This window comes from Pseudoduganella sp. RAF53_2 (assembly GCF_052113985.1).
In the GTDB taxonomy this organism is placed as follows: Bacteria; Pseudomonadota; Gammaproteobacteria; order Burkholderiales; family Burkholderiaceae_D; genus Rugamonas.
In genome coordinates, this window is sequence record NZ_JBFRDW010000104.1 from 1 (window position 1) to 12,193 (window position 12,193).

General features: G+C 61.8%; 8 protein-coding genes and 1 pseudogene. 4 read left to right on the plus strand and 5 right to left on the minus strand.

Annotated elements, in window-relative coordinates; genetic code table 11:
- Together AB4Z11_RS08660 and AB4Z11_RS08665 are read right to left on the minus strand one after the other, a co-directional pair.
- Nucleotides 1-2,967, minus strand: a 2,967-nt coding sequence (locus tag AB4Z11_RS08660) for an efflux RND transporter permease subunit (RefSeq protein ID WP_442024436.1), incomplete at its 3' end; no start/stop codon positions are given.
- Nucleotides 2,968-2,970: 3 nt separating this feature from the next.
- Nucleotides 2,971-4,371 (minus strand): MFS transporter, encoded by a 1,401-nt coding sequence (locus AB4Z11_RS08665; RefSeq protein WP_442024438.1) that lies wholly within the window; start codon nt 4,369-4,371, stop codon nt 2,971-2,973.
- Nucleotides 4,372-4,468: 97 nt separating this feature from the next.
- Between AB4Z11_RS08665 and AB4Z11_RS08670 the strand changes: the two genes are divergently transcribed.
- From AB4Z11_RS08670 to AB4Z11_RS08685, 4 genes are all read left to right on the plus strand, one after another.
- Nucleotides 4,469-5,359, plus strand: coding sequence for a LysR family transcriptional regulator (locus AB4Z11_RS08670; RefSeq protein WP_442024450.1), 891 nt, complete (start codon nt 4,469-4,471; stop codon nt 5,357-5,359).
- Nucleotides 5,360-5,453: 94 nt separating this feature from the next.
- Nucleotides 5,454-5,912 (plus strand): (2Fe-2S)-binding protein, encoded by a 459-nt coding sequence (locus AB4Z11_RS08675; protein ID WP_442024440.1) that lies wholly within the window; start codon nt 5,454-5,456, stop codon nt 5,910-5,912.
- A 13-nt stretch (nt 5,913-5,925) separates the two neighbouring features.
- The gene (locus AB4Z11_RS08680; protein WP_442024442.1) at nt 5,926-8,109 is read left to right on the plus strand and encodes a molybdopterin cofactor-binding domain-containing protein; all 2,184 of its coding nucleotides are present in this window, start codon (nt 5,926-5,928) and stop codon (nt 8,107-8,109) included.
- 78 nt (nt 8,110-8,187) lie between these two features.
- Nucleotides 8,188-9,204 carry a sensor domain-containing diguanylate cyclase gene (locus AB4Z11_RS08685; protein WP_442024444.1) on the plus strand — a complete coding sequence of 339 codons (1,017 nt, stop codon included), beginning with the start codon at nt 8,188-8,190 and terminating at the stop codon, nt 9,202-9,204.
- A 1-nt stretch (nt 9,205) separates the two neighbouring features.
- Here AB4Z11_RS08685 and AB4Z11_RS08690 read toward each other — a convergent pair.
- From AB4Z11_RS08690 to AB4Z11_RS08700, 3 genes and pseudogenes are all read right to left on the minus strand, one after another.
- Nucleotides 9,206-10,222, minus strand: a pseudogene (locus tag AB4Z11_RS08690) (NADP-dependent oxidoreductase).
- 87 nt (nt 10,223-10,309) lie between these two features.
- On the minus strand, nt 10,310-10,894 hold the full coding sequence (locus tag AB4Z11_RS08695) for a TetR/AcrR family transcriptional regulator (RefSeq protein ID WP_442024446.1): 585 nt from the start codon (nt 10,892-10,894) through the stop codon (nt 10,310-10,312).
- A gap of 54 nt (nt 10,895-10,948) precedes the next feature.
- Nucleotides 10,949-12,193 (minus strand): neprosin family prolyl endopeptidase (locus AB4Z11_RS08700; RefSeq protein ID WP_442024448.1); only part of this gene is annotated, 1,245 nt, incomplete at its 5' end.

Genomic DNA, 12,193 nt, shown 5'->3' on the forward strand with positions numbered 1-12,193 from the left:
GGCCAGTGCCGTCATCAGCACCGGACGGAAACGGGTATAACCAGCCGCCAGCGCCGCAGTGGCAGCGTCGTCGCCGGCCGCCATGCGCTCGCGGGCAAAGCTCACCAGCAGAATGGAGTTCGCCGTTGCCACGCCCATACACATGATGGCGCCCGTTAGTGCAGGCACGCTGACCGCGGTGCGCGACAGGAACAGCATCCACACGATGCCCGCCAGCGCGGCCGGCAGCGCGGTGACGATGATGAACGGGTCCAGCCAGGACTGGAAGTTGACCACGATGAGCAGGTAAATCAGCACGATCGCGCCCACCAGGCCGAACATCAGGCCATAGTAGGACGAATACATGCTCTGCACCTGGCCGCGGATCACCATATCGCTGCCCTTCGGCAGTTCGGCACGGGATTCTTCCACGATCTTCTTGACCGCGTCCGCCACGGAACCGAGATCGCTGTCCGCCACCCCGACATAGATATCGATCGCCGGTTTGGCGTTGTAATGGCTGACCACCGCCGGCCCCACGCCGCGCGTGACCGACGCGAGATTGGACAGCAGCTGCGGCGCCGCGCCATTCGTCGATGTGATCGGCGTCGCGCCCAGGTCCTGCAGGGAGTTCATGCGGTATTGCGGCGTCTGGGTCGCAACGTTGTACTGCACACCCGTCTTCGGATCGGCCCAGAAGGTCGGCGACGTCTGGAAGCTGCCGGACAGCGACACCAGCAGATTGGTCGCCACGTCGCGCTGGGTCAGTCCCAGTTGCGCGGCATTGCTGCGGTCCACTTTCACGTTCAGTTGCGGATAGTCCAGCGGCTGCTGGATGCGCAGGTCGGCCGCGCCCGGAATCTGGCGCAATTTCTGGAACAGCTTATTGGCGAACTCGCGGTTGGCATCCTGGTTGAAGCCGACAATCTGCACGTCCAGCGGCGCCGGCATGCCGAAGTTCAGGATCTGGCTGACGATGTCCGCCGGCAGGAAGGCAAAGCTCACCGACGGGAAGCTGGCGTTCAGCTTCTTGCGCAGCTCGCGGATATGGTCTTCGCTGGGCGCGTGCTCCGGCTTCAGCGAAATGAAGATGTCCACATCGGACGGCCCAACCGGCGCCGAACTGCTGTAAGCCAGATTGATACCGCTATACGGCAGGCCGATATTGTCGACGATATTTTCCACTTCCGCCTTAGGAATCGTCTGGCGGATCACCGCCTCGACACGGTCAGCGAGCGCCGCCGTTTCCTCGATACGCATGCCGGTCGGGCCGCGCAGGTGCAGCTTGATCTGGCCCGAATCCACGGCCGGGAAGTAATCGCGGCCCAGCCACGGCACCAGGATGAAGGCGGTCGCACCCAATGCCATGAAGGCCAGCGCGAAGCTGCGGCGGCGCGCCAGCGCGCGGGTCAGCGCGCCGTGGTAAACGTCGCGCAGCTTGTCGAAGCCGCGTTCGGCCTTCTGTTGGAAGCGCGCAAAGACGTGGGTCGCGCGTGCACTATGGTCGTGCATCTTGAGCCAGTATTTGGCCAGCGTCGGCACCAGGGTACGCGACAGGATGTAGGACGCGATCATCGCGAACACCACCGCTTCCGCCATCGGCACGAAGAGGTAGCGCGATACGCCGGTCAGGAAGAACATCGGCACGAACACGATACAGATCGCCAATGTGGCGACGAAGGCCGGCACCGCGATCTGCTGCGCGCCGTCCATGATCGCCTCTTCCACCTGCTTGCCCTGCTCCAGGTGCCAGTTGATGTTCTCGATCGCCACCGTCGCATCGTCCACCAGGATACCCACGGCCAGCGCCAGGCCGCCCAGGGTCATGATGTTGATCGTCTCGCCCAGCGCCGACAGGCAGATGATGGACACCAGCACCGACAGCGGAATGGAAATCGTAATAATCAGCGTGCTGCGCCAGGAACCGAGGAACAGCAGAATCATCAGGCCGGTCAGGGCCGCCGCCACCACGCCCTCGCGAATCACGCCGCTCACCGCGGCGCGAACAAATAAAGATTGATCGCCGATCGCCGCAACGTGCAGCGAAGACGGCATGCCTGCCTGGATGCCCGGCAGGCGGTCGCGGATGCCGTCGATGATGTCCAGCGTGGAGGCATTACCGGTCTTCAGAACGCTCATCAGGGCAGCACGCTTGCCGTCCACGCGCACCACATTGGTCTGCGGCGCTGCGCCGTCGTGAACATTGGCCACGTCGCGCACATAAGTCACATTACCATTCGGCGCGGCGCGCACCGGCAGGTTATTCAGCTCTTCGATGGTACGCGGGCTGGCGTTCAGCTTCACGTTGTATTCGGTGCCGCCGATCTTCTGCGTACCGGCCGGCAGAATCAGGTTCTGCGCGCCGATCGCATTGGTGACGTCCTGCGGCGACAACTGGCGTGCACGCAGCGCGGCGGGATCGATGTCCACCTGCACCTGGCGCTGGCGGCCGCCGTAGGGGAACGGGATCGAGGCGCCCTGCACCGTCGCTAGGCCGGTACGGATGAAGGTATTACCGAAGTCGAACAGCTGGGATTCGGACAGCTCGTCGCTGGTCAGCGCCAGCTGCACGATCGGCACCGTGGAAGCGTTATAAATAAGGCCAAACGGCGGCGTGGTGCCCGGCGGCGAAAACTTCAGCTGGGTTTGCGACACGCCGGTGATCTGGGTCAGCGCCAGATTCGGGTCCACGCGCGGCTGGAAGAAATACTTCACCACCGAGGTGCCGAGATAGGACTGCGACTCCGTGTGTTCCACATCGTTGACCGTCGTCTGCGCGGTGCGCTCGGAGAAGGACACGATGCGGTTCGCCATGTCTTCAGGCGGCAGGCCGGTGTACGACCAGATCACACTGATGACAGGGATTTTAATTTCGGGGAAGATGTCCGTCGCGGTGCGCAGAATCGAAAAAATCCCGCCCAACACAATCAAAACAGCCAGTACGATAAACGTATAGGGGCGCCGCAGCGCTATACTGACAATCCACATGCCTTAGGTTCCCAAACTTTCCCGGACCATGCAGGGCCGGAGAATGAACATATAAACGACTAACAAAGCCAGCGCCAGCATGACCGAACTGCCGGTCAGCGCTGCCGCCACACGTTGCGCGAGCTGTACCCGCGCTTCCTCTGCACCGGCGCCGCCGGCGGCAAACACCACAACCAGCACACTCAGGCCCAGCGAGTTGCCCAGCTGGTGAGCCACATTCACGATGCCCGACGCCGCTCCGGCATCTTCCGCCGCCACGCCACTGACACCCGCTACCGTCAAGGTGCTCAAGGCGCCGCCCTGCCCCACGCCGATCAGGATCATCGGCAGGGCGACATCCAGCGGATAACTGCTGCCGGCATTGGCGAGGCTAAGCCACGCCATGCCCAGCAAGGCAATCGCCAGCGCCGCCGGCAGCACGCGCCAGTGGCCGAAACGATGCGACAGCTTCGGCACCATCAAGGCCGCGCCGAAGTTGGTCAGCGTCGCGGGCAGGAATGCAAGCCCGGCCTCGAAAGCTGAGTAGCCTAGCACGCCCTGCAAAAATTGGCTGACGAAGAACCAAAAACCGATCATCGCCCCCAGGAACAGGGCGCGCGCGGCGTAGGCGCCATTGCGTTCGCGGTTGTGGAAAAGGCGCAGCGGCATGATCGGCTGCGCCGCACGCCACTCATTCAGGACAAATACAGCCAGCAGAACCAGTCCCGCTGCCAGAGCAGACAAGGTTGTACGGTCGCTCCAGCCGGTGGCCGCCGCACGCACTACGCCGTAAACAAAGATCGTCATGCCGAACGTCGACGCCAGCGCACCGGCCAGATCAAACTGCCCGGCATGGCGGGCGGTTTCTTTCAGATGGCGGCGGGCTGCAGCCATCAGCACAAGGCCAAGAGGCAGGTTGATGAAAAATCCCGCGCGCCAGGAGATCAGGTCGGCCAGCAGCCCGCCCAGCACCAGGCCCAGGCTGCCGCCGATGCCCGCCACGGCGCCGTAATAGCCGATGGCGCGAATACGCTCTGGCCCTTCGTCAAAGTTGGTGGTCAGCAGCGCCAAGGTTGATGGCGCCAGGATGGCGGCGCCCAGGCCCTGCACTGCGCGCGAAGCCAGCAGCCAGGCCGGCGTCTGTGCGAAGCCGATGAACACCGACGTCAGGGTGAACAGGCCAAGGCCGGCCAGGAACATGCGGCGGCGTCCAAGAATGTCGCCAGCGCGGGCACCCAGCAGCAGGRAGCCGCCAAAAGCCAGCGTGTAGGCACTCTGCACCCAGGACAGGCTGGTCGACGACAGACCGAGTTCGTCACGGATCTTTGGCAGCCCGGTGATGACGATCGACACATCGAGCACGATCATCAGGTAGCTGACGAGAATAATCGCCAGCACTGGCTTGTTTCGTATTGTATCCATCATGCGCCTGCCCGAAAAATCGTAGCCGCATAATGTAGCCGCCAAACGCTCTGGCGATAAGTCGCTATAATCGGCATGAGCTTATGAATGCCACTCATGAATCATGCGCGAGAACTTTAACGACCTGCTGGCCTTTATCACGGTAGCCCGCGAAGGCAGCTTCACTCGCGCTGCGGCGCAGTTGAATGTGTCGCAGTCCGCGCTCAGCCACACAATTCGCGGCCTTGAAACGCGCCTCGGCATTCGCCTGTTGACGCGCACCACGCGCAGCGTATCGCCGACCGATGCGGGCGAAAGGCTGATGCTGACGCTGGCGCCGCGCTTCGAAGAAATCGACGCGGAGCTGGCGGCGCTCACGGAGCTGCGTGAAAGGCCGGCTGGCTCGATCCGCATCAACAGCGGTGAATACGCCGCCCAGCATGTGCTCTGGCCAAAGTTGGAACCTTTTCTGCGCGAATACCCGGACATTAATGTCGAAATCATGTCCGACAATGGCCTGGTCGACATCGTTGCGCAGCGCTTCGACGCCGGCGTGCGTCTTGGCGACTCGGTGGCCAAGGATATGGTGGCGGTGCGCATCGGGCCGGACCTGCAGTTCTGCATGGTCGCTGCGCCCTCCTATCTTGAACGGCGCGGCGCACCGCAAATGCCGCAGGAGCTGTCTTCCCACACCTGCATCAATCTGCGCCTACCCACCCAGGGTGGTCTTTACGTATGGGAGCTGAAGCGGGGTGACCATGCCCTGAACGTGCGCGTCGAAGGCCAGGTGACCTTCAATAACGCCGCCATGAGGCTGCAGGCGGCGCTGGCCGGCTTTGGCATCGCTTACCTGCCCGCCCCAATCATTGAAGAACATATCGCCAGCGGGCGCCTGGTGCCGCTGCTGCAAGAGTGGTGGCAGACTTTCCCCGGATTCCACCTCTACTATCCAAGCCGCCGCCTTTCATCACCCGCTTTCCGCCTGATGGTGGACGCTTTGCGCCTCGCCTGAAGATTCAGGCAATGAATTCGCAGGATTGAGCAAACCCTGCGCGGCGCGCTTGCATAGAATTCCCCGAGGTTTTTCGTCTAACCCGGGAGTACGCATGACCACTTTGAACATTAACGGCAAATCCATGAAGGTGGAAGCCGAACCAGATACACCCCTGCTGTGGGTGCTGCGCGACGAGCTGCAGATGACAGGCACCAAATTCGGCTGCGGCATGGCGCTGTGCGGCGCCTGCACGGTGCACATGGACGGGGAACCGATCCGTTCGTGCAGCACGCCGATTTCCGCCGTCGCCGGCAAGCACATTACCACCATCGAAGCCATGGACAAGGCCCGCGTCGGCAAGGCCGTGCAGGCAGCCTGGCAGCGCCTGGACGTCGTCCAGTGCGGCTACTGCCAGTCCGGCCAGATCATGAGCGCCGTCGCCCTGCTGGAAAAGAACCGCAAGCCAACCGACGCCGACATCGACAACGCCATGGCCGGCAATGTCTGCCGATGCGCGACCTATGTGCGCATCCGCGCCGCCATCCACGAAGCCGCGAAGTCGCTGGCCTGAAACGGGAGAGCCTATGTCCACCATTGAAAACGTAAGCCGCCGCCGCTTCCTCAACAGCGCGGCAGGCCTGACACTGGCCATCTATCTGCCGGGCGCATTGGCTGCGCCCAAATCCGCCGCCGCTGGCGCCAGCGCCGTACAGCATGAAGCCAACGCCTTCCTGCGCATCGGCGAAGACGACACGGTCACCGTGATCGCCAAGCACCTCGAAATGGGCCAGGGCACTTACACCGGCCTCGCCACCATCGTGGCCGAGGAACTGGACGCCGACTGGTCGCGCGTGCGCGTCGAGTCGGCACCGGCCGACAACAAGCGCTACGCCAACCTGTCCTGGGGCGCCCAGGGTACGGGCGGCAGCTCCGGCATCTCGAACTCGTGGGAACAACTGCGCAAGGCCGGCGCTTCGGCGCGCGCCATGCTGGTTGCCGCCGCTGCCAAACAGTGGAATGTCGCCGCCGCCGACGTGACGGTCGAAAACGGCGTGGTGCTGCACAAGGCGTCCGGTCACAAAGCCACTTTCGGCCAATTGGCGAAAGCGGCAGCCGCCGAAACGCCGCCAGCCGACGTGAAGCTGAAAGATCCATCGCAGTTCCGCCTGATCGGCAAGCACGCGCCGCGCAAGGACAGCATGGCCAAGACCACCGGCAAGGCCGTCTTCACCCAGGACATCCATCTGCCCGGCATGTTGACCGCCGTTGTCGCCCACCCTCCCCGCTTTGGCGGCAAGGTGAAGTCTTTCGACGCCTCGAWGGCCAAAGCCATCAAGGGTGTGGTCGACGTGGTCGAGATTCCGAGCGGCGTTGCCGTACTGGCGAAAAACACCTGGACCGCCCGCAAAGGCCGCGAGGCGCTGACAGTGGGATGGGACGAAGGCGCGGGCTATAAAAAGGGCTCTGCCGACATTCTGGCGCAATATCAGGAACTCGCGAAAAAGCCTGGCCTGCCGGCCGCCAACGCCGGCGACGCCGACAAAGCCATCGCCGCCGGGGCGCAAGTGCTGGAAGCCAGCTATGACTTCCCATTCCTCGCTCACGCTGCGATGGAGCCGATGAATTGCGTGGTCCAACTGAGCAAGGATGGCTGCGAAATCTGGAACGGCGACCAGATGCAGACGCTGGACCAGGCGCGCCTGGCCGACCTGTTCAAGCTTCCGCCGGAGAAGGTGCGCATCAATACCTTGTACGCGGGCGGCAGCTTCGGCCGCCGTGCGGGCAAGGATTCCGACTACATCCTGGAAGCGGCCAACATCGTCAAAGCCATCGGTGGCCGTGCACCGGTCAAGCTGGTATGGCTGCGCGAGGACGATATGCGTGGCGGCTACTACCGCCCGATGTTCCACCATCGCCTGTGGGCTTCGCTGGATGCGCAGGGCAATCTGACCGGCTGGCGCCACCGCCTGGTGGGCCAATCCATCGTCGCGGGTACGCCGTTCGCGGGCTTCATCAAGAATGGCGTTGACGGCACGTCGGTGGAAGGTGCAGCCAATCTGCCGTACGCGATTCCAAACCTGCAAGTGGAACTGCATACGCCAACCGATGTGGATGTGCCGATTCTGTGGTGGCGTTCTGTGGGTTCGACTCACACCGCTTATTCGACCGAAACCTTCATCGACGAACTGGCGCACAAGGCGGGCAAGGACCCGGTCGCGTGGCGCCTCTCCATGCTCGAGCATCACCCGCGTCATGTGGGTGCGCTGGAGCTGGTGGCCGACAAGGCGGGCTGGGATCAGCCGCTGAAGGCCGGCGCGGCAGGCGAACGCCGCGGACGCGGCGTGGCAGTGCATGAATCCTTCGGTTCCTACGTCGCGCAAGTGGCGGAAGTGACGGTAAAAGCTGACGGCAGCTACCACGTGGATCGCGTCGTGTGCGCCGTCGACTGCGGCATTGCGGTCAATCCGGACGTGGTCAAAGCGCAGATGGAAGGCGGCATCGGCTTCGCGCTGTCGGCCACGATGTATGGTGCGATCACGCTGACCGGCGGCCAGGTCGACCAGTCCAACTTCCACGACTACCAGCCGATCCGCATCACGGATATGCCGGCCGTCGAAGTCCACATCGTTCCATCCGCCGCCGCCCCGACCGGTGTCGGCGAACCGGGCGTGCCGCCACTGGCGCCGGCCGTAGCCAACGCCATCGCCGCTGCCACGGGCAAGCGTGTACGCCAACTGCCTATCAGYACTGAGGCATTGAAGGCATAACGCCGCATTGCTCACCGCCTTTCGATGCTAGAATGATTTCGCCGTCCGGCGTTCGTTCCTCCTGCATCGAAAGGCGCTATGAACTCATCGCATGACGACTTGCGCAGTCTTGGTTCAGCCGAATTGGCATCGGCGCTACAGCATGTACCCGTCGGCATCACGCTGATCGATCGCCAACTTTCCGTCCGCTTCTGGAATCGCGCTTTCTGCGAGGTGCAGGGCTTCCCTGACGACTTGCTGCGCCCTGGCCTGCCCATGGCGGAGCTGTTCCACTTCATTGCGCAACGTGGCGATTATGGCCCCGGCAATCCTCAGGAACAGGTGGCGCAGCGTGTGGCACTTGCGCTGAAGTTCGAACCGCATCAATTTGTACGCACGCGTGCCGATGGCCGTGTGCTCGAGATCAGTGGCCGTCCCATATTCGCCCCTGAAGGTGAAGCGATCGGCTTTGTGACGATTTACCAGGACGTCACGATCGAGAAGCGTTACAAGGAACAGCTGGAATCCAAAAACAAGGAACTGGAACGCGCGTTGTCCGAACTGCGTATGGCGCTCGCCGGCAACGCGGCCCTGCAGGAAGATCGCAGCAAATACTACCAGTTGGCCTTGCGTGATCCCCTTACGAGCATGTTCACGCGCTACTACATGGAAGACACCGTCACGCGGCTGATCGAACTGCATGAACGCAGCGATTCGGACCGCCTGAGCGTACTGGCTTTCGATATCGACCACTTCAAAGCCATCAACGATCAATACGGTCATCCGGGCGGCGATATTGTTTTACGCAACGTGGCTGCGCTGTTTCTGCAACAGGTGCGCAAGGTGGACGTGCCGGTACGCCAGGGCGGCGATGAGTTCCTGGTTTTCCTGGCCGGCGTGGGCCAGGGCGAGTCGCTGCTGTTCGCGGAGCGTCTGCGTATGGCTTGCGCCGATCTGCGCTTCCACGGCGAGCTGGCGGGATTGTCGGTCACGGTCAGCGTGGGCGTGGCCGAGCACCGCCATGGTGAATCGCTGGCATCGCTGATCGAACGCGCGGACACGGCCCTGTATGCATCGAAGCGCGAGGGCCGCGACCGCGTTTCCTCATCGAGTTGAATTAGTCAGCAACACGAATCACGATCTTGCCGAAGTTGCGCCCCTGGAGCATGCCGATGAAGGCTTCCGGTGCATTTTCCAGACCGTTGACCACGTCTTCAGTCAGCTTCATTTTCCCGGCCGCGATCCATTCGGCCATATCGCGCTGGAACGCGTCGTGCCGCGTGTTGTAGTGATCGAGGATGATCATGCCCTCCACGCGCACACGCTTGGCCAGCACGGTCGCCATCATATTCGGCAGACGATCCGGACCTGCGGGATGCATATCGTCGTAATGGGCGATCACCCCGATGACCGGCACGCGCGCGCCGACGTTCAACAGCGGCAGCACGGCATCGAACACTTCACCGCCCACATTCTCGAAATAGACGTCAATGCCGTTCGGGCAGGCTTACTTCAATGCCTGCGCCAGATCCGGGTCGCGGCGATCCAGGCAAATGTCGAAACCCAGCTCTTCGACCGCATGGCGGGCCTTGTCTGCGCCTCCCACAATGCCGACCACACGGGCGCCCTTCAGCTTTGCGATCTGGCCGACGATGGCGCCCACCGCCCCCGTCGCCGCAGCCACCACCACTGTTTCACCGGATTGGGGTTGACCGATGTCCAGCAAGCCTACGTAGGCCGTGAACGCCGGCATACCCAGGCCGCCAAGCGCCAGCGAGGGACGTTCCATCGCGCCCAGCTGCATCAAGCCTTCGCCATCCGATAGCGCATAGTCCTGCCAACCTGATTTGGCCAGCACCACGTCGCCTTCGCGGAACTTCGGATGGTGCGACCTGACCACGCGGCTCACCGTACCGCCCACCATCGTCCCATCGACTGGAATGGAACCTGCCGCGTAGGCTGGCGGAATCTCGTTCATCAGCCCGCGCATGTAGGGATCGAGCGAAAGATAAAGCGTTTGCAGCAGCATCTGGCCATCGCCCGGCTCGGGCACTGCGGTTTCTTCGAGGCGGAAGTCCTGCGGTTTCGGTGCGCCTTGAGGGCGGGAGGCGAGAACGATACGGCGATTTTTCATACCTTGCTCCTTTTTAGATTAGACCAGTCGTCTAGTTTGGACTACAAAAAAGGCGAAAGCGTTCGCATTGCTTTCGCCTGAATCTTGTTAAGCGAGCTTCAGCAGCTGGCGTGTTGTGGCCAGCGCCGTATCGAGCGGCGTCCGGTCACGCGCAATCTTGGCCAGGAGGCTGGCGCCAATCCAGCTCTGGTACAGCATTTGCGCCAGGGCGTGGGCGTCCGCGCCTTTCGGCAGCGACTTGTCTTCGCGTGCCCTTTCGATGGCCGCGGCCAGGCGATCGACCACGCCACTGGTGCCGCGGTGCAGCGCGTCGCGCATGGATTCGGACAGGTCGCACACTTCCGCCCCCAGCTTCACCGCCAGGCAGCGGCTACTGGCTTCGTCACCGGTCTGCGATTTCAGCCAGTCGTCGAAGAAGTCCATCACCCGCCTGGCGCCCTTGCCCGGCTTCGCAAACATCTCATCCAGCCGCGCCAGATAGCCGGTGAAATAGTCCTCAATCACCGCTTCGCCGAAAGCTTCTTTCGACCCGAAGTAGTGATAGAAAGACCCTTTCGGCACCCCGGCCGCCCCCAGCACCTCCGTCAACCCGACCGCCGTGAAGCCCCGGCTCAGAAACAGGGGCTGGGCGGTATCGAGAATGTGCTGGCGGACGTCGGTGGTGGCATTCATGTCCGCCACTGTATCACAATTAGACCAGTCGTCTAGTGAATCATTATCGGATTCTTAACCCGCTCCCGGGCCCCCGAGCCAGAAGTAGCTTCCCCAGTCAGTGCCACTCAACATATGCGTTTCGACGTCGTACATATCGAGCGCAGTCGACCACCCCATGCCGTCGTAATCGGACAGGCCTCCGGCTCTGTCGGATTGAAACTTTAAATTCCGCTGATAGGCCGCCCATTTCCAGCCGAATTCCGGCCAGTAACCGCTACCCATGTCGGTTTTCGTTTTGCCGGGAGTTTCATTCGAGTCGTAAATCTCGCCATAGAACATGATCGTGTCTGCATGGTCACCCAGCGTTGTGAAGGTGCTTTGATTACCCATAAACAGCGAGGCAGGATAGTATCCGATCCATCTGCCGTTACACATGAACCACCAATTTCCGCGGTAGAGCTGATACTTGATCTGCATGACGAATTGATCGCCGCCGCGTGTGCTGTTGGGGCTTGATATCGCTCCCGGATGAATGGCGCTGTCATATTGGACCCAACCATCTACGTCCTGGTTGTATCCTCCCACATTGTCGCCGTCCTTCGCGTAGCCGTTGGTCGTGTAGTAGAGGAAAAGATGCGGCACCCAGTCGCCGTAACTGTCCTTCCTTTCCTGCCACCCCGCTTCAACGGTCTGTGTTTTGCCGGTGTCGCCGTTCGAGAGAGCAATTTGCATCAGCGAGAAATCATCCGCATTTTCGCAGTACGGATCGAAAGCGCTCAGCACACCTTCACCACCAAAGCAGATCACCGATTGGGAAGTCGTCGCATGCCAATGCGGTCCATCAACGCTTGGAGCAGGTTGCATTCTGCCTGCCTGCGGCGCCTCGAAGCCCGCATACGGGTACTTGCCGAGTAGTTTCCTGAGCGGCTGACTGAATCGTATTTCATCCAGATTCTTTCTCAGAACCGGAACTGTACCTGAAGGTCCTCTCGCTACTCTTGCGTCTTCCAGCTCAAAGAGGCCCAGCTTATCGGGGTGCTGCTTGCTCATGACAAACGAGTGGCCACCAGGCGGAGGCTCCGCAATTCTCTTCTTGCCAGTCAGCTGCGATTCGATAGGGACCCAGTCGATGATTTGTCCCCGTGGCGTCTCTGTCGTTGCACGGATTTCCATGCATGCCAGCCGGTCCTCAAAATAGCTCCTTATTTCGCGCTCGTATTTTCGCTCGTCCAGAACCAGGTTGCGATGCTTGCGTTCCAGCCCTTTGACATCTTCTTTTCTTTCGTCCCGTGACTCAGAACGTGTTGTATCCATGAT